Source organism: Streptomyces abyssomicinicus, assembly GCF_008974245.1.
GTDB classification, from domain to species: domain Bacteria; phylum Actinomycetota; class Actinomycetes; order Streptomycetales; family Streptomycetaceae; genus Streptomyces; species Streptomyces abyssomicinicus.
In genome coordinates, this window is sequence record NZ_BBZI01000008.1 from 110,659 (window position 1) to 127,486 (window position 16,828).

Sequence of the window (16,828 nt, forward strand, 5' to 3'; positions counted from 1 at the left end):
CATGACGCGCATCACGCCCGAAAGGCCGCCACAAGGACAGGACCGTCACCCGGAGAACGACCGGGACCCGAGCCGGCGTCCGGCGGGGAGCCCCGCCGCCACGGTGACGGCCACCGCCACGGCGACGGCCGCATCCCGGGAAGAGCTTCCACCCCCGGTCCCCTCCCTGGACGCGCGGATCGCCGCCGCGCTGACGGGCGCGGCCGTCGGCGACGCCCTCGGCGGTCCGGTCGAGGGGTACTCCCCCGAGCAGATCCTGGAACGCCACGGGGGCCGCGTCCGGGGCGTCGTCGGCCCCTGGAACGGCGACGGGTGGCGCACCGCCCGCCCCATCGCGCCGTACCACAAAGGCGACGGGCACGTCACCGACGACACCTTGATGACGCACGCCCTGATCCGCGTCTACGAGCGGGTCCGCGACCACCTGGACGCCTACGCGATCGCCGAGCACCTGGTGCCGGACCTGATGGGCGCTCCCCGCTGGATCCCCGAACTGGAGGCGGAGGCACTGCCGCTGCAGCGGATCTTCCTCGCCGAGAAGTGGCTGGTGGCACGGATCCACTACGGGCACGTCGACCCGCGCGAGGCCGGCTGCGGGAACATCGTCAACTGCGGCGCCGCGATGTACATGGCGCCGGTCGGCCTGGTCAACGCGGCGCATCCGGCGGGCGCCTACGCGGAGGCGCTGGACGTGGCCGGCGCGCACCAGTCCTCGTACGGGCGGGAGGCCGCGGGCGTCTTCGCGGCGGCGGTGGCCGCGGCCTGCGCGCCCGGGGCGACGCCGGAGTCGGTGGTGGCGGCCTGCCTGGCGCTCGCCGAGGACGGCACCCGCGCCGCGATCGAGGCGGTCTGCGGCGCCGCCGCCCGCCACACGGAGTTCGAGGCGGCGCTCGGCCCGCTGCGCGAGGCGGTCGCCCCGTTCGACACCGTCGGCCCCGACTACCGCGCGCCCTCGCTGGGCGCCCGCCGCCCGTCCCGGCTGCACGCGATCGAGGAACTGCCCGTCGCCCTGGGGATGCTGCTGGTGGCCGGCGGGGACTACGAGCAGGCGGTGCTCGGCTCGGTCAACTACGGCCGGGACTGCGACTCCATCGCCACCATGGCCGGCGCCCTGGCCGGCGCGCTCGGCTCCCCGGCGCCCGCGGAGTGGGCCGGCCGGGTCGCCGAGGCCAGCCGCCTCGACCTGGACGGACCCGCCCGCTCCCTCACCGCCGTGACGCGGGAGGTCTTCGCCCGGGACGTCGCCCGCCGACGCGCCCACGAGACGGCGTTCACCGCGATCGGAGGCGCCCCGTGCTCCGGATGACCTGGGTGCAGCCCGAGGACCTGCTCGGCCACGAGCTGCGGCAGGCCGCGCAGGACGGCCGCTCTCCGGCCACCGTCGCCGCGATCGCCGCCCGCTGGCGCGCGGCCGGCGGCCCCGAGGCCCCGGACCGCTCGGGCGCCTCCCCCGCCCCGGTCTCCCGCTACCTGCGCACCCTCGCCGAGGACCTCCTCGACGAACTCGCCGAGCTGCCCTCCCCGCTGGCCGACGACGAACCCACCGGACTGGACCGGATCAAGGCCCTCTGCCCCGACTGGCCCGGCCCCGCCACCGCCACCGCCACCGCCACCGTGCCGTCGGCGGCCCGGCTGGAGGCCGCCTGGCTGGGCCGTGCGGCCGGCTGCCTGCTCGGCAAGCCGGTGGAGAAGTTGCCCCTGGACGGCATCCGCGCCCTGGCCCGCGCCACCGGCAACTGGCCGCTCACCACCTGGTTCACCGCCCGCGGCCTGCCCGCCGAGCTGGCCGCCGCGCATCCGTGGAACCGCCGCTCGGCCCCCACCTCGCTGGCCGAGAACATCGACGGCATGCCGGAGGACGACGACCTCAACTTCCCGCTGCTCGGCCTGCTCCTGCTGCGCCGCCACGGCCGGTCGTTCACCACCGACGACGTGGCCCGCCTCTGGCTCGACGAGCTGCCCGCGGGCCGCCTGTTCACCGCCGAACGCGTCGCCTACCGCAACCTGCTGTCCGGGGTGGAGCCGCCGCGCACCGCACGCCACCGCAACCCGTTCCGCGAGTGGATCGGCGCGCTCATCCGGGCCGACGTGCACGGCTGGACCAACCCCGGCGACCCGGGGGCCGCGGCGGAGCAGGCACACCGCGACGCCGTGCTCAGCCACACCGGCGGTGGCGTCCACGCCGCCATGTTCGCCGCCGCGGTGATCGCGGCCGCGGCGGGCGGCGGGAGCGACGTGCACGGCTGCCTGCGGGCCGGGCTGGCCGTCGTTCCGCCCGCCTCGCGGCTGGCCCGTGCGGTCCGGCACGCCGTCCGGCTGGCCCGTGAACACGCCGGTGACGCCGCCGCGTTCGAGCCCGTCGTGGACGCGCTGCACCGTGAGCACGCCCGCTACCACTGGGTCCACGCCGTGCCCAACACGGCGCTGATCGCCGCCGCCCTCACCCACGCCGACGGCGACTTCACCGGCTCGGTCTGCCGGGCCGTCTCCGGCGGCTGGGACACCGACTCCAACGGCGCGACCGCCGGCGGCGTGGCCGGGCTGCTCGCCGGCTCCCGCGAGGCACTGCCCGAGCGGTGGACCGCGCCGCTGAGGAACCGGCTCGCCACCACCGTGGCCGGGTTCGACGGCGTCGGCTTCGACGCCCTCGGCCGCACCACCGCCCACCTCGGCGCACCGGGCCCGCGGCAGGACCGGGCCCGGCCGGCCCGGACCGTCCTGGAGACCGCCACCTCATGAGCACCGTCAGCGGCATCGCCGTACTCGGCAGCGCCAACATGGACCTCGTCGCCTACGTCGCCAAGGCCCCGCAGCGCGGGGAGACCGTCACCGGCCGCGAGTTCCGCACCGCGCCCGGCGGCAAGGGCGCCAACCAGGCGGTGGCCGCGGCCCGCGCGGGCGCCACCGTCTCCCTGATCGGCGCGGTCGGCAACGACACGTCCGGCCTCCGGCTGCGTTCCGCCCTGGAGGCGTCCGGGGTGGTCACCGACCGTCTGCGCACCGCCGAGGGCCCCTCCGGCACCGCGCACGTCGTGGTGGACGACGAGGGCGGCAACTCCATCGTCGTCGTCCCCGGCGCCAACGCGGGCGTCACCTCGCTCACCCCGCGCGACGAGGAGACGATCCGGGGCGCCGGCCTGCTGCTGCTGCAGCTGGAGATCCCGGTGGAGGCCGTCGTCGCGGGGGCCCGGGTGGCCCGGGCGCACGGCGTGCGCACCGTGCTGACCCCCGCCCCGGTACGGCAGCTGCCGCCCGAGCTGCTGGACCGCGTCGACCTGTTGCTGCCCAACGAGCACGAGGCGGCCGCGCTGGCCGGCGTCGCCGACCCGCGCGGCGCGGCGCTGGCCCTGCTGGAACGGGTGCCGGAGGTGGTGGTCACGCTCGGCGAGGCCGGCTGTCTCTGGGCGGCGCGCGGGACCGAACCGGTGGCCGTCCCCGCCCCCCGGGTGCGGGCCGTGGACACCACCGGGGCGGGTGACACCTTCGCCGGCGCCCTGGCCGTCGCCCTCACCGAGGGACGCCCGATGCCCGACGCCCTGCGCTGGGCGGCGGCGGCCGCCTCCCTGTCGGTGCAGCGGCCGGGGGCGTCGGCGTCGATGCCCTACCGCTCCGAGATCGAAGCACGGTACGCATCATGAACCTGCCCACGACCGGCTCCCCCGCCCCCGCGCCGCTGTCCGGACTGCGGGTGCTGGACCTCGCCACCCTGTTCGCCGGGCCGCTCGCCGCCACCCTGCTGGGCGACTTCGGCGCCGACGTGATCAAGGTGGAGCACCCGTCGAAGCCTGACCCCTCACGCGGGCACGGGCCCGCCAAGGACGGGATCGGGCTGTGGTGGAAACTGCTCGGCCGCAACAAGCGCACCATCACCCTCGACCTGTCCGCGCCGGGCGGCCGCGACACCCTGCTGCGGCTCGCCCGGGACGCCGACGTGGTGGTGGAGAACTTCCGCCCCGGCACCCTGGAACGGTGGGGCCTGGGCTGGGAGGCGCTGTCCGCCGTCAACCCACGCCTGGTGCTGACCCGGGTCACCGGTTTCGGACAGGTCGGGCCCTACGCCCGCCGCCCCGGCTTCGGGACCCTCGCCGAGGCGATGAGCGGCTTCGCCGCCGTCACCGGGGAACCGGACGCGCCGCCCACGCTGCCCCCGTTCGGGCTCGCCGACTCCATCGCCGCGCTGGCCACCGCCTACGCCGTGATGACCGCGCTGGCCGCCCGGGACCGCACCGGCGAGGGGCAGGTCGTCGACATGGCGATCATCGAGCCGATCCTCACGGTGCTGGGGCCGCAGCCGCTCTGGTACGACCAGCTCGGCCACGTCCAGCCGCGCACCGGCAACCGCTCGCAGAACAACGCCCCGCGCAACACCTACCGGACCGCCGACGGCACCTGGGTCGCCGTCTCCACCTCCGCGCAGTCCGTCGCGGAGCGGGTGATGCGGCTGGTGGGGCGGCCCGAGCTGATCACGGAACCGTGGTTCGCCACCGGGGCGGGGCGCGCGGCCCACGCCGACGTGCTGGACGAGGCGGTCGGGGTGTGGATCGCCCGGCGCGGGCGGTCGGAGGTGCTCGACGCCTTCGAGAAGGCGGAGGCGGCGGTGGCGCCGGTCCAGGACGTGCGGGACGTGATGGAGGACCCCCAGTACCGGGCACTGGGCACCATCACCACCGTCGACGACCCCGAACTCGGGCAGCTGCGGATGCAGAACGTGCTGTTCCGGCTCTCCGCGACACCCGGCGCGGTCCGCTGGGCGGGGCGGCCGCACGGGGCCGACACGGAGGCGGTGCTGGGCGAGGCGGGGCTGGATGCGGACGAGATCGCCGCGCTGCGGCGGGAGGGGGTCGTATGAGCGCCGCGAGGCCGCCGCTGACCTGGCTCTACGCACCCGGTGACCGGCCCGCGGTGGTCGCCAAGGCGCTGCGGGCCGGGGCGGACGTGGTGATCGTCGACCTGGAGGACGCGGTCGCGCCGGAGCGCAAGGAGTACGCGCGGGACGCCACCGCGGAGCTGCTCGCGCAGCGGCAGGCCGTCCCCCTGCACGTGCGGGTGAACGCCCTGTCCTCGCCGGAGGGCGTCGCCGACCTGAAGACGCTGCTGCCCTGCGACGGGCCGTCGGGGGTGCGGCTGCCCAAGGTCGTCTCCCCGCGGGAGGTGGTGCGGGTGGCCCGGCAGGCCGCGGCCCTCGGCCGGGCGGGCCTGCGGCTGTACCCACTGCTGGAGAGCGCGCTGGGCATCGAGGAGGCGTTCCGTATCGCCCGCGCGGACCCGTCGGTGGGCGGGCTCGCGCTGGGCGAGGCGGACCTGCGGGCCGACCTCGGGGTGCGGGTGGACGCGGGGCTGGACTGGTGCCGGTCGCGCGTGGTGGTGGCCGCGCGGGCGGCGGGGCTGGCGCCGCCGGCGCAGTCGGTGCACCCGGACGTGCGGGACCTGGACGGGCTGGCGGCGGGGTGCGCGCGGGGGCGGGCGCTGGGGTTCCTGGGGCGCGCGGCGATCCATCCGCGGCAGCTGCCGGTGATCGAGCGGGCGTATCTCCCCACGGCGCGGGAGGTCGAGGAGGCCGAGGAGGTCGTCGAGGCGGCCCGTCGCTCCGGGCCCGGGGCGCAGGCCCTGCCCGACGGCCGCTTCGTCGACGCCGCCGTCCTCACCGCCGCCCACCGCACCCTCGCCCTCGCCACCCCCCGCTGACCCGCGGCACCCAGGCACCCCCTGCGGACGCGCACGCCACCCGCCCCGCGGACGGGCACACCCCACCGTCCCGCGGGCGACACGCCCCACCGCTCTGCGGGCGCGGCACGCCCCGCCGTTCTGCGGGCGGCTGGGCCGCCCAGAGGGCGATGGGGGTCCTCCACCAGACTCCGTCCGGGGGCACCCCCACCTGCTCGAGCGAAGCCGAGAGCTTGAGGGAGGGCGGGCGCAGGGCGGCGCCCTCGCGGCAAGCGGTCCGCTCCACCGTCCCGCGGGCGGCACGCCCCGCCGCTCTGCAGGCGCCACGCCCCGCCGTTCTGCGGGCGCGGCACGCCCCGCCGGTCTGCGGGCGCGGCACGCCCCGCCGTTCTGCGGGCGCGGCACGCCCCGCCGTTCTGCGGGCGCGGCACGCCCCGCCGTTCTGCGGGCGGCTGGGCCGCCCAGAGGGCGGCACGGGCGGGCGCAGGGCGGCGCCCTCGCGGCAAGCGGTCCGCTCCACCAGGCCCGAGCAGGCTGCACCTTACGCACGTGACCTCACTGCGGCGCGCCCAAGCCCCGCCCCGGGCGGACAGCACTGTTCATCCCCCGACCCGCCCCCTTCCCAGAGGGGCTCAACTTCCGCGGAGCGAGCCGTCACGTGCGTACGTGAGGCCTGCGCCCACCCGTGCCGCCCTTAGCGGCACGATTGCCCGCAGAGGTACGGGCCGGGCCTGGCCGGGCCGGGCCAGGACCGCAAGGGGTGCCAGGGCCGCGGGGGGACATGCGACGGCGCCGCGCCCCGGGGATACGGGACGCGGCGCCGTGCCGCATGGTGCCTTCGCGAGGTGAGGTTACTTGCCCTTGGCGTCCGTCCGGCCCGCCGCCTCGGCGGACCCACTCCCGCCGCCCGGCCCCGCGCCCTCACCGGAGCCGGAGTCCGCATCGGAATCGGCGTCCGAGCCGGCGTCGGAGCCGGAGTCGGAGCCCGCACCGGAGTCGGAGCCGGAGTCGGAGTCGGAGTCGTCGTCCCCCGCTCCCGGCTCGACGACCGCCTCCCGCCCCGGCCGCTTCCGCGCCGACAGCACGAAATACAGCACGGCCAGCAGGAACACCACCACGGCCGTCCAGTTGTTCAGCCGCAGGCCGAGGATCTCGTGGGCCTCGTCGACCCGCATGTACTCGATCCAGAACCGCCCGGCGCAGTACGCGGCGACGTACAGCGCGAACGCCCGCCCGTGCCCGAGCTTGAACCTGCGGTCCGCCCAGATGACCAGCAGCGCGACGCCGACGCACCACAGCGACTCGTAGAGGAAGGTCGGGTGGTAGTAGCCCGGCACGCGGCCGTCCAGCGAGGAGGTGATGTGGACGGCCCACGGAAGGTCCGTCTCGCGCCCGTACAGCTCCTGGTTGAACCAGTTGCCCCAGCGGCCGATGGCCTGGGCGAGGGCGATGCCCGGCGCGACCGCGTCGGCGTACGCCGGCAGCGGGATGCCCCGGCGGCGCGCGCCGATCCAGGCGCCGACCGCGCCGAAGGCGATCGCGCCCCAGATGCCGAGACCGCCCTCCCATACCTTGAAGGCGTCCACCCAGTCACGGCCCGCGCCGAAGTACAGCTGGTAGTCCGTGATCACGTGGTAGAGGCGGCCGCCGACCAGGCCGAACGGCACGGCCCACACCGCGACGTCGGCGACCGTGCCCGGCCGTCCGCCACGGGCGACCCAGCGCCGGTTGCCGAGCCAGATGGCGACGAAGACGCCGATGATGATGCAGAACGCATAGCCGCGCAGCGGGACGGGACCGAGGTACAGCACCCCGCGCGACGGGCTGGGAATGTAGGCAAGTTCCATGGCAGGGTCGACGCTACCGTGCCGGGCCACCGGGAAGGCGGGCGGCCCGGCAACGGCTCCATAACGGGGCGCGGCCGCGAGGACGGCTAACGGCCGGCCTTCGCCTCCACCATCTGCTGGAACTTGGCCGGTGTCATCGAACGGTCCTGGTAGATGTTCTTGCCGTTGAGCAGGACCGTCGGCGTACCGCTGAAGCCGCCGGATCGGAAGGCCTCGTTGGATTCGCGGACCCAGCTGTCGTGGGTGCCGTCGTTGACGCAGGCGCGGAAGGCGGGGGTGTCGAGGCCCTGGACCTTGCCGGCCAGTTCGATCAGCTTCCCGTTGTCGGCGAGGGCGTCGTCCGTCTCCGCGGGCTGGGCGTCGAAGAGGACGTCGTGGTAGGCGGGGAACTTACCGGCGTCCTGCGCGCAGGCGGCGGCGTTCGCCGAGCGCAGGGAGCCGCTGCCGCCGAGGTTGCCGTCGATCAGCGTGACCAGGTGGTACTCGGCCTTGAGGGAGCCCGCCTCGGTCAGTTCGTTGATCGTGGACCGGTAGGCCGTCTCGAATGCCTTGCAGGCCGGGCAGCGGAAGTCCTCCCAGACCACGAGCGTGGAGGGGGCGTCGGGGCTGCCGACGGGCACGGCCAGTTTCTTCTCGCCGCCCGCGCCGGAGGGGGCCACGGCCGGGCCCTCGGCGTCGCTGGTGTCCCCGCCGGAGTTGGCGGCCAGCACGCCGACGACAGCCGCGAGACCGAGGACGCAGACCACGGCCCCGCCGACGATCAGGGCACGGCGGCGTTTCTCCGCTGCCTTCTGCTTCTCGCGCTCCACCGCCAGGCGCTGGCGGGCGCTGCGCTTTCCGTCTCGGTTCTTCTCACTCACATGGGGCAGAACGAACCGGGGAGGCGCAACGCGCCTCCCCGGTCCCATGTCCACCCGTTCGAGTGAGCGGCCCTGTTCCCCTGACCCTCCGCGGGGCCGGGTACGGGGCCTGGCGGGCCTACGCCCGCCCGCGCACGCCTTCCGCCAGGTCGGCGGCGAGCGCCCGGACCGCCTCGCGGCGGGCGTCCGCGTCGTCGCCCGCGTCGAGCATCCCCTGCACGAAGGCCGAGCCGACGATCACGCCGTCGGCGAAGCCCGCCACCTCGGCCGCCTGGGCGCGGTTGGAGACGCCGAGACCCACGCAGACCGGCAGGTCGGTGGTGGCGCGGGTGCGCCGCACCAGTTCCTGGGCCTGCTCGCCGACGGACGCGCGGGTGCCGGTGACGCCCATCAGCGAGGCCGCGTAGACGAAGCCGCTGCCCGCCTCGGTGATCTCCGCGAGCCGCGCGTCCTGGCTGGACGGGGCGACCACGAAGACGGTGGCCAGGTCGTGCTTCTCAGCGTGCTCACGCCACAGCGCGGATTCCTGGACCGGAAGGTCGGGCAGGATGCAGCCCGCGCCGCCGGCCTCGGCGAGCTCCGCGGTGAACCGCTCGACGCCGTAGCGGTCGATCGGGTTCCAGTAGGTCATCACCAGCACCGGCTTCCCGGTGGCCTCGTGTGCCTCGCGGACCGTGCGCATCACGTCGGCGATCTTCACCCCGCCGCGCAGCGCGATGTCGTCGGCGGTCTGGATGACCGGGCCGTCCAGCACCGGGTCGCTGTGCGGAAGGCCCACCTCGACGACGTCGGCGCCGCCGTCGAAGGCCGCCTTGATCGCGTCGATGCCGCCCTCGACGGTCGGGAAGCCCGCCGGAAGATAAGCGATGAGCGCGGACCGGCCCTCGGCCTTCGTGGCCGCGAGAGTGTCGCTCAACAGCTGTCGGTTACCGGTCACTTGGCGTCCCCCTCGATCTCCGCGACGTCGCCGGCCTGGTCGGCGGCGACCGACGCGTCGGCATCATACAACCCGAAGTAACGGGCTGCCGTGTCCATGTCCTTGTCCCCCCGGCCGGAGAGATTGACCACGATCAGGCCCTCCGGGCCCAGCTCGCGGCCGACCTCGAGCGCGCCGGCCAGGGCGTGCGCCGACTCGATCGCCGGGATGATGCCCTCGGTGCGCGACAGCAGGCGCAGCGCCTGCATGGCGGCGTCGTCGGTGACCGCGCGGTACTCGCCGCGGCCGCTGTCCTTGAGGTAGGCGTGCTCCGGGCCGATGCCCGGGTAGTCCAGACCCGCGGAGATGGAGTAGGGCTCGGTGATCTGGCCCTCCTCGTCCTGGAGGACGTAGGAGCGGGAGCCGTGCAGGATGCCGGGCTCGCCGACGGTGAGGGTGGCGGCGTGCTCGCCGGTCTCCAGGCCGTGGCCGGCCGGCTCGCAGCCGATCAGGCGGACGCCCTCGTCGGGGATGAAGGCGTGGAAGAGGCCGATGGCGTTGGAGCCGCCGCCGACGCAGGCGACCGCCGCGTCGGGCAGCCGGCCGGCGCTCTCCAGCAGCTGCCTGCGCGCCTCGACACCGATGACGCGGTGGAAGTCGCGCACCATCGCCGGGAAGGGGTGCGGGCCGGCGACCGTGCCGAACAGGTAGTGGGTGTCGTCCACGTTGGCGACCCAGTCGCGGAACGCCTCGTTGATGGCGTCCTTGAGGGTGCGGCTGCCGGACTTCACCGCGACCACCTCGGCGCCCAGCATGCGCATCCGGGCGACGTTGAGGGCCTGGCGCTGGGTGTCGATCTCGCCCATGTAGATGGTGCAGTCGAGGCCGAACAGCGCGCAGGCGGTGGCGGTGGCCACGCCGTGCTGTCCGGCGCCGGTCTCGGCGATGACGCGGGTCTTGCCCATCCGCCGGGTCAGCAGGGCCTGGCCCAGCACGTTGTTGATCTTGTGCGAGCCGGTGTGGTTGAGGTCCTCGCGCTTGAGGAAGATCCGCGCGCCGCCGGCGTGCCCGGCGAAGCGGGGCACCTCGGTCAGGGCGCTGGGACGGCCGGTGTAGTGCACCAGCAGGGCCTCGAGCTCGCGGGCGAACTCGGGGTCCGACTTGGCCTTGTCGTACTCGACGGCGACCTCGTCGACGGCGGCGACGAGCGCCTCCGGGATGAACTTGCCGCCGAAGGCGCCGAAGTAGCCGGCGGCGCTGGGGACGTGCCCGTCCGGATCGGGCACGAAGAACTGACTGGACATGCGAAGAGTCACCTCACAGGTGGTCACGGGTGATGTCGGATCGGCGTGGGGCTTCGCCCCCGCGCCATCGCATCCCGTTCACCTGTCCCGGCTCGTCCCCTATGACGTACCGGACCCTGCGGCCCCGCACCCGCCGGGCCGGCGCCCTGCACCCGCGCGGCTTGCAGCCGCGCGCCAGTCGCGCGAAGCGCTCCTCGGCGGGCTCCGCCGGGCACGCCTGACCCGCGCACGGCTCCGGGGTGCGGGCCGTTCGGCACGCACCCGCGGATCCGCGGCACTCGGCGGGCTGCGGCTCGGCGGACATCACCTCAGGCTACCCGGCCTCAGGCGCGCCCGTGCCGGATTGCGGGGTGTTCCCCCGCGGCCACCAGGTCGGCCACGGCCGTTCTGGGGTCCTTGCCGGTCACCAGCGACTCGCCGACCAGGACGGCGTCCGCCCCGGCGTTGGCGTAGGCGATCAGGTCGTGCGGCCCGCGGACACCGGACTCGGCGACCTTGACGATGTGCGGCGGGATCTCCGGCAGCACCCGCTCGATGGTGGAGCGGTCCACCTCGAGCGTCTTGAGGTTCCGCGCGTTGACGCCGACGACCTTGGCGCCCGCGTCCAGCGCGCGCTCCACCTCGTCCTCGTCGTGCGCCTCGACCAGGGCGGTGAGCCCGATGGACTCGGCCCGCTCGATCAGCGACTCCAGGGCCGGCTGCTCGAGGGCGGCGACGATCAGGAGGGCGAGGTCGGCGCCGTGGGCCCGCGCCTCCCAGAGCTGGTAGGAGGAGACGATGAAGTCCTTGCGCAGCACCGGGATGTCCACCCGGGCCCGGACCGCCTCGAGGTCGTCCAGCGATCCGCCGAACCGGTGCTTCTCGGTCAGCACGGAGATTACCGCGGCGCCGCCCGCCTCGTAGTCGGCGGCGAGGGCCGCCGGGTCGGCGATGGCGGCCAGCGCGCCCTTGGAGGGGCTGGACCGCTTGACCTCGCAGATGACCTTGACGCCGTCACCGCGCAGTGCGGCGGCGCCGTCCTTGGCGGCGGGGGCCTTGGCCGCGCGCTCCTTGAGCTCGTCGAGGCCGACGCGCGCCTGCCGCTCCGCGAGGTCGGCCCGCACTCCGTCGATGATCTCGTCGAGCACACTCACGCGAGCGGCCCCCTTCCGTGACGGTGGTCGGTTCCGTTCGATACCGATGGTCACTGGCGATGGTATCCGCAGGCGGCCCCCGCTCCCGCATCCGGCGCCGCCGGTCCCACTACCTGGACGTTTCCGTGCGGGAGGCATCAGGTGTGCGCGAAGGGCCTCATGGGTGCAGCCAGTGACCGAACGGGAGGTTCCTGACGACGGTGAACACGGCCAGCACCGCGCCGAACGTCCACAGCTGGGCCGGGCGTGGCTCGAACCGCACGGGCAGCCCCCGGGCCGCCCGCACCGCCCAGACGGCCCACAGGACGGCGAAGAGCAGGTAGCCCACGACGGCCGGCGCGTTGGAATGGAGCGCGGCGGCCAGGTCGCCGTGGACGAAGGCGTGGGCGCTGCGCAGGCCGCCGCAGCCGGGGCAGTAGAGGCCGGTCACGCTGAGCAGCGGGCAGGCCGGGTAGTGCCCGGGTTCGTTGGGGTCCACGGCGCCGACGTAGGCGAAGGCGCCCGCGACCGCGGCGAGCACCGCGACGGGGGCGGCCAGCCGCCGCCACGCCGAGCGCGCCGGCGCCCGCAGGAGCCCCGGCCCGCGGCCCGCGGGCCCGGGAGACACAAGCTGGGCCGCCTGGCCACCGGAGGCGTCCGGGGCTGCCGAGGCGTCGGGGACGGCGAGGGCGTCCGGGGAGGCCGGGTCTGTCGGGGCCGCAGGGCCGCCAGAGGCGTCTGAAGCTGCCAGGGCGTCCGGGGTGGCCAGGGCCGCTGGGACTGCCGAGACGTCCGGGGAGGCCAGAACAGTGGGGGCCGCAGGGCCGCCAGAGGCGTCTGAAGCTGCCGAGGCGTCCGGGGTGGCCAGGGCGTCCGCGACTGCCGAGGCGTCCGGGATTGCCAGGGCGTCCGGGGAGGCCAGGACTGTTGGAGCCGCCGGGCCGCCAGAGGTGTCTGGGGCTGCCGAGGCGTCGGAGGTGGCCAGGGCCGCCGGGACGGCCAAGGATGCCAAGGCGTCCGGGGCTGCCGGGGATGCCGAGGTGACTGGGGCTGCCGGGGCTGCCGAGGTGTCTGGGGCGTCCGGGGCTGCCGGGTTGCCCCGGGTGGCGGCGGAGGGCCGGGGCGGCGGGGGTGGTGTGGTGGGGGGCGGGGTCCCGGTGGTCACCCCCGCATTGTGCCCGGTGCGGAGGACGCGCGCGGCCCGGGGACGCGTCAGGGGCGGCCCGGTGCTTCCGGGCCGCCCCTGGACGGCGGTGTCGACGAGGCGTGCCGACGGGCGCCGCGGCGCCCGGTGGCGGCTCAGGCGTTCTCGGTGACCTTGTGGACCGGGTGCACGTTCTCCGCCTGGCCGAGGCCCGCGCGCCGCATCAGCCCGCCGACGACCGCGCCGAGCAGCGTCAGACCGATGCCGACCCAGAAGCCGACCGGCTCGGCCATCACGATGAAGACGGATGCTACGCAGAACCCGACGAAGGCGATGATGACGCCGGTCCAGGCGGCCGGGGTGTGACCGTGGTTGCTGCCCGCCATGACTTGCTCCTCGTTGACGCGTGTACGTGTGGTGAGCGGGGCGCTCACGTCACATTCTTCCCCACCCGTGCCACGGGGCGCGTCCCGGGGTGGCCGGGATCAGGCCCCGGTGGGGTCCTCGCCGCGGTCGAGCGCCTTCCACATGTCCTCCGGACGCTCGGGGCCGGCGGGCGCGGCGCCCTCGGCCCGCCGGGGGCGGGGGACGCCGGCGCCGCGCTCGTAGCGGGCCGACATGCCGGGCCAGCGGCTGCCGCGCCACAGCGCCAGCAGGCCGGCGGTGAGGATCAGCGCGCCGCCGAAGGCGGCGGCGTACGGCCAGGAGGTGTGGGACAGGCCGGTCACCGCGGCGGAGGCGTCGCCGGAGACCTGGGCGGCCTTCTCGTCGAGCGCGGCCCGGTCTGCCACGCCGAACAGCGCGGCGGCCACCGTGCCCGCGCCGCACAGCGCGAGCAGGGCGGCGACCAGGACGCGCCCGGCGCGGCGGACGGCGAAGACGGCGACCAGGGAGGCCAGGCCCACTATGGCGAGGGCGGCCGGCGCGCCGGTGACGTCGCTGCCGGTGGCGGTCAGCGGGAACGCGCCGCCGGCCACCTCCGCGGAACCCTCGGCCCAGGTCTGCCGGCTGGCGAGCAGCGCGACGGCGGCGCCCAGGGCCCCGCTGAGCAGGGCGACGGCGAGACTGCGGCGGCCCGTGCGGGCGGGTGCGGCGGTGTCGGGACGGGAGTCAGCACTGGAGGTCACCCCTCCACTATGGCCCCGCACCCGCCGCCGCGAGGACCCGGGCGGGCCGCACGAGGGGCAGGTGAGAGCGACATCACGCCTGCGCGCCCGGCCGTTCGGCGGCCCTCAGCCGGTTGGCGCTGTGGACGGCCCGGAGGACGGCGGCGGCCTTGTTGCGGCACTCGGTGTCCTCGGCCACCGGGTCGGAGTCGGCGACCACACCGGCCCCGGCCTGCACGTAGGCGGTTCCGCCGCGCAGCAGCGCGGTGCGGATGGCGATGGCCGTGTCGGAATCCCCGGCGAAGTCGAGGTAGCCCACGCAGCCGCCGTACAGGCCGCGCCGGGAGGGCTCGAGTTCGTCGATGATCCGCAGCGCGCTCGGCTTGGGCGCGCCGGACAGGGTGCCGGCCGGGAAGCAGGCGGTGAGCACGTCGAAGGCGGTGCGGCCGGGGGCGACGCGGCCGGTGACGGTGGAGACGATGTGCATCACGTGCGAGTACCGCTCGATCGACATGAAGTCGACGACCTCCACCGAGCCCGGCTCGCAGACCCGGCCCAGGTCGTTGCGGCCGAGGTCGACGAGCATCAGGTGCTCGGCCCGCTCCTTGGGGTCGGCCATCAGCTCCTCGGCGAGCGCCTGGTCCTCCTGCGGTGTGGCGCCGCGGTGCCGGGTCCCGGCGATGGGGTGGAGGACGGCCCGGCCGTCCTCCACCTTGACCAGCGCCTCGGGGCTGGAGCCCACCACGTCGAAGCCGTCGAACCGGAAGAGGTACATGTACGGCGACGGGTTGGTGGCGCGCAGCACCCGGTAGACGTCCAGCGCGCTCGCCGTGCAGGGCGTCTCGAACCGCTGCGAGGGGACCACCTGGAAGGCGTCGCCGGCCCGGATGCGCTCCTTGATGTCCTCGACGGCCTTCTGGTAGTCGGCGCCGCCCCACAGCGCGGTGTACTCGGGCAGCTCGGCGTCGGGCAGGGCGACCGGCGGCTGGGCGAGCGGGCGGGCGAGGTCGGCCTCCATGGCGTCGAGCCGGGTGACCGCGTCGGCGTACGCCTCGTCGACGCCGGTGTCGAGGTCGTTGTGGTTGATCGCGTTGGCGATCAGCAGGACCGTGCCGTCCCAGTGGTCGAGGACGGCGAGGTCGCTGGTGAGGAGCATGGTCAGCTCGGGCAGCTTGAGGTCGTCGCGCTCGCCGGGGCCGATCTTCTCCAGGCGGCGCACGATGTCGTAGCCGAGGTAGCCGACCATGCCGCCGGTGAACGGCGGCAGCCCTTCCTGGCGGGGGGTGTGCAGGGTCTCCACGGTGGCCCGCAGCGCGGCCAGCGGGTCGCCCTCCTCGGGGACGCCGACGGGCGGGGCGCCGGTCCAGTGCGCCTGGCCGCCGCGTTCGGTCAGGGTGGCGTCGCTGCGGACGCCGACGAAGGAGTAGCGGGACCAGGAGCGGCCGTTCTCGGCGGATTCCAGCAGGAAGGTGCCGGTGCGCTCGGCGGCGAGTTTGCGGTAGAGCGCGAGCGGGGTGTCTCCGTCGGCGAGCAGCTTGCGGGTGACCGGGATGACACGCCGGTCTGCGGCGAGGGTGCGGAACGTCTCGAGGTCCATGGCCGTGGACCCTACTGATCCGCGGAGGTCCCCGCCCGCGCGTCTTCCTCCTTGAGCAGCGCGTCGGCCTCCTCGAGCAGCACGTCGGCGTCGAAGCAGGTGCGGTCGCCGGTGTGGCAGGCGGCGCCGGTCTGGTCGACGCGGACCAGCAGGGTGTCGCCGTCGCAGTCGAGGGCGACGGACCTGACGTGCTGGACGTGGCCGGAGGTGTCGCCCTTGACCCAGTACTCCTGGCGGCTGCGCGACCAGTAGGTGCAGCGGCCGGTGGTGAGGGTGCGGTGCAGGGCCTCGTCGTCCATCCAGCCGAGCATCAGCACCTCGCCCGTGTCGTACTGCTGGGCGATGGCGGGGACCAGGCCGTCGGCGGTGCGCTTGAGGCGGGCGGCGACGGCGGGGTCGAGGCCGGCGGAGGGTGCGGGGGTGGCGCTGCTGCTCATGGTGTCCATTCTGCCGCGCCCGCCGGGTGGCCCCGGGCGGGTGTCCACGGGGCGGACCCGTGACGTCTTCGGGTGTGCGGCGTCCTGTGCGGTGGGGCCGGTCGGTCGTAGGGTGGGGGCATGTCGACGTTTGCCAAGCGTGAACGGCTGCTTCTGGCCGACCTGTTGGAGACGGCGGGCCCGGAGGCGGCCACGTTGTGCGGGGAATGGACGGCCCGCGACCTGGCGGCGCACGTGGTCGTGCGCGAGCGCCGGGCGGACGCGGCGGGCGGCATCCTGATCAAGGCGCTGGCCGAGCGGCTGGAGCGGGTGCGGGCGGAGTTCGCCGCGAAGCCGTACGAGGAGCTGATCCAGCTGATCCGTACCGGGCCGCCGCGGATGTCGCCGTTCTCGCTGAAGCAGGTGGACGAGGCCTCGAACACGGTGGAGTTCTACGTCCACACCGAGGACGTGCGGCGGGCGGCGCCCGACTGGACGCCGCGGGAGCTGGATCCCGTCTTCCAGGACGCGCTCTGGAGCCGGCTGGAGCGGATGGCCCGGCTGCTGGGGCGGCGGTCGCCGGCGGGGCTGGTGCTGCGGCGGCCGGACGGCCGAACGGCGGTGGCGAACCGGGGGGCGCCGGTGGTGACGGTCACCGGTGAGCCGTCCGAGCTGCTGCTCTTCGCCTTCGGGCGCCAGCGTGTCGCCGACGTCACCCTCGACGGCGACCCCGACGCCATCGCCAAGACGCAGGACTCCCCGCACCTCGGGCTCTGATCCACGGCGGTCCCGGTCCCTCGGACGGCCCGCCCGAGGGAGCGGGCCGAAGTCCGGGCCGAGGGCCGGGCCGCCGCCACCCGGT

At 75.4% G+C, this 16,828-nt stretch carries 17 protein-coding genes; 6 read left to right on the forward strand and 11 right to left on the reverse strand.

Annotated features, from left to right (window positions below; genetic code table 11):
- Position 1 precedes the first annotated feature (1 nt).
- Genes GBN72_RS17445 through GBN72_RS17465 form a run of 5 tightly spaced genes read left to right on the forward strand, consistent with a single transcriptional unit; the run spans position 2 to position 5,685 of the window.
- Positions 2-1,306 (forward strand): ADP-ribosylglycohydrolase family protein, encoded by a 1,305-nt coding sequence (locus GBN72_RS17445; RefSeq protein WP_151772775.1) that lies wholly within the window; start codon positions 2-4, stop codon positions 1,304-1,306.
- Positions 1,294-2,739 carry an ADP-ribosylglycohydrolase family protein gene (locus GBN72_RS17450; protein WP_174887153.1) on the forward strand — a complete coding sequence of 482 codons (1,446 nt, stop codon included), beginning with the start codon at positions 1,294-1,296 and terminating at the stop codon, positions 2,737-2,739. The genes GBN72_RS17445 and GBN72_RS17450 overlap by 13 nt, the downstream gene beginning before the upstream one ends.
- Complete coding sequence (rbsK, locus tag GBN72_RS17455) at positions 2,736-3,638, forward strand: ribokinase (RefSeq protein ID WP_151772777.1); 903 nt, start codon at positions 2,736-2,738, stop codon at positions 3,636-3,638. The genes GBN72_RS17450 and rbsK overlap by 4 nt, the downstream gene beginning before the upstream one ends.
- Entirely contained in the window at positions 3,635-4,849 is a 1,215-nt protein-coding gene (locus tag GBN72_RS17460) for a CaiB/BaiF CoA transferase family protein (protein WP_151772778.1), read from the forward strand. The genes rbsK and GBN72_RS17460 overlap by 4 nt, the downstream gene beginning before the upstream one ends.
- Positions 4,846-5,685 (forward strand): HpcH/HpaI aldolase/citrate lyase family protein, encoded by an 840-nt coding sequence (locus GBN72_RS17465; RefSeq protein WP_151772779.1) that lies wholly within the window; start codon positions 4,846-4,848, stop codon positions 5,683-5,685. The genes GBN72_RS17460 and GBN72_RS17465 overlap by 4 nt, the downstream gene beginning before the upstream one ends.
- An 830-nt stretch (positions 5,686-6,515) precedes the next feature.
- Here the strand turns inward: GBN72_RS17465 and lgt are convergent.
- The 11 genes from lgt to hisI form a co-directional block, all read right to left on the reverse strand.
- Positions 6,516-7,511, reverse strand: a complete 996-nt coding sequence (lgt, locus tag GBN72_RS17470; RefSeq protein ID WP_151772780.1) for a prolipoprotein diacylglyceryl transferase — start codon at positions 7,509-7,511, stop codon at positions 6,516-6,518.
- An 86-nt stretch (positions 7,512-7,597) separates the two neighbouring features.
- Positions 7,598-8,371: a DsbA family protein gene (locus GBN72_RS17475; RefSeq protein ID WP_151772781.1), complete on the reverse strand. Its 774-nt coding sequence runs from the start codon at positions 8,369-8,371 to the stop codon at positions 7,598-7,600.
- Between the two features lie 118 nt (positions 8,372-8,489).
- Entirely contained in the window at positions 8,490-9,308 is an 819-nt protein-coding gene (trpA, locus tag GBN72_RS17480) for a tryptophan synthase subunit alpha (RefSeq protein ID WP_151772782.1), read from the reverse strand.
- On the reverse strand, positions 9,305-10,591 hold the full coding sequence (gene trpB / locus GBN72_RS17485; protein WP_151772783.1) for a tryptophan synthase subunit beta: 1,287 nt from the start codon (positions 10,589-10,591) through the stop codon (positions 9,305-9,307). The genes trpA and trpB overlap by 4 nt, the downstream gene beginning before the upstream one ends.
- Before the next feature lie 13 nt (positions 10,592-10,604).
- Positions 10,605-10,895 (reverse strand): tryptophan biosynthesis modulator TrpM, encoded by a 291-nt coding sequence (trpM, locus tag GBN72_RS36050; RefSeq protein ID WP_151772784.1) that lies wholly within the window; start codon positions 10,893-10,895, stop codon positions 10,605-10,607.
- Between the two features lie 19 nt (positions 10,896-10,914).
- On the reverse strand, positions 10,915-11,724 hold the full coding sequence (trpC, locus tag GBN72_RS17495) for an indole-3-glycerol phosphate synthase TrpC (protein WP_151772785.1): 810 nt from the start codon (positions 11,722-11,724) through the stop codon (positions 10,915-10,917).
- Positions 11,725-11,881: 157 nt separating this feature from the next.
- Entirely contained in the window at positions 11,882-12,295 is a 414-nt protein-coding gene (locus GBN72_RS17500; protein ID WP_246212666.1) for a DUF2752 domain-containing protein, read from the reverse strand.
- Between the two features lie 707 nt (positions 12,296-13,002).
- Entirely contained in the window at positions 13,003-13,233 is a 231-nt protein-coding gene (locus tag GBN72_RS17505; RefSeq protein ID WP_151772787.1) for an HGxxPAAW family protein, read from the reverse strand.
- 99 nt (positions 13,234-13,332) lie between these two features.
- A complete protein-coding gene (locus GBN72_RS17510; RefSeq protein ID WP_151772788.1) occupies positions 13,333-13,974 on the reverse strand; it encodes a TIGR02234 family membrane protein in 642 nt (213 codons plus the stop codon).
- A 73-nt stretch (positions 13,975-14,047) separates the two neighbouring features.
- A complete protein-coding gene (locus tag GBN72_RS17515) occupies positions 14,048-15,550 on the reverse strand; it encodes an anthranilate synthase component I (protein WP_151772789.1) in 1,503 nt (500 codons plus the stop codon).
- An 11-nt stretch (positions 15,551-15,561) separates the two neighbouring features.
- The gene (hisI, locus tag GBN72_RS17520; RefSeq protein ID WP_439959777.1) at positions 15,562-15,996 is read right to left on the reverse strand and encodes a phosphoribosyl-AMP cyclohydrolase; all 435 of its coding nucleotides are present in this window, start codon (positions 15,994-15,996) and stop codon (positions 15,562-15,564) included.
- A gap of 111 nt (positions 15,997-16,107) precedes the next feature.
- Here hisI and GBN72_RS17525 point away from each other — a divergent pair, with 111 nt between their 5' ends.
- A complete protein-coding gene (locus GBN72_RS17525; protein ID WP_151772791.1) occupies positions 16,108-16,743 on the forward strand; it encodes a TIGR03085 family metal-binding protein in 636 nt (211 codons plus the stop codon).
- The last annotated feature ends 85 nt before the right edge of the window (positions 16,744-16,828 follow it).

Bases quoted from the DNA above. Each gene is read 5' to 3' on its own strand.
- GBN72_RS17465 (WP_151772779.1), top strand. From the start codon at position 4,846: ATGAGCGCCGCGAGGCCGCCGCTGACCTGGCTCTACGCACCCGGTGAC.
- GBN72_RS17445 (WP_151772775.1), top strand. From the start codon at position 2: ATGACGCGCATCACGCCCGAAAGGCCGCCACAAGGACAGGACCGTCAC.
- hisI (WP_439959777.1), bottom strand. From the start codon at position 15,996: ATGGACACCATGAGCAGCAGCGCCACCCCCGCACCCTCCGCCGGCCTC.
- GBN72_RS17505 (WP_151772787.1), bottom strand. From the start codon at position 13,233: ATGGCGGGCAGCAACCACGGTCACACCCCGGCCGCCTGGACCGGCGTC.
- GBN72_RS17525 (WP_151772791.1), top strand. From the start codon at position 16,108: ATGTCGACGTTTGCCAAGCGTGAACGGCTGCTTCTGGCCGACCTGTTG.
- trpB (WP_151772783.1), bottom strand. From the start codon at position 10,591: ATGTCCAGTCAGTTCTTCGTGCCCGATCCGGACGGGCACGTCCCCAGC.
- rbsK (WP_151772777.1), top strand. From the start codon at position 2,736: ATGAGCACCGTCAGCGGCATCGCCGTACTCGGCAGCGCCAACATGGAC.
- GBN72_RS17515 (WP_151772789.1), bottom strand. From the start codon at position 15,550: ATGGACCTCGAGACGTTCCGCACCCTCGCCGCAGACCGGCGTGTCATC.
- lgt (WP_151772780.1), bottom strand. From the start codon at position 7,511: ATGGAACTTGCCTACATTCCCAGCCCGTCGCGCGGGGTGCTGTACCTC.
- trpM (WP_151772784.1), bottom strand. From the start codon at position 10,895: ATGTCCGCCGAGCCGCAGCCCGCCGAGTGCCGCGGATCCGCGGGTGCG.
- GBN72_RS17460 (WP_151772778.1), top strand. From the start codon at position 3,635: ATGAACCTGCCCACGACCGGCTCCCCCGCCCCCGCGCCGCTGTCCGGA.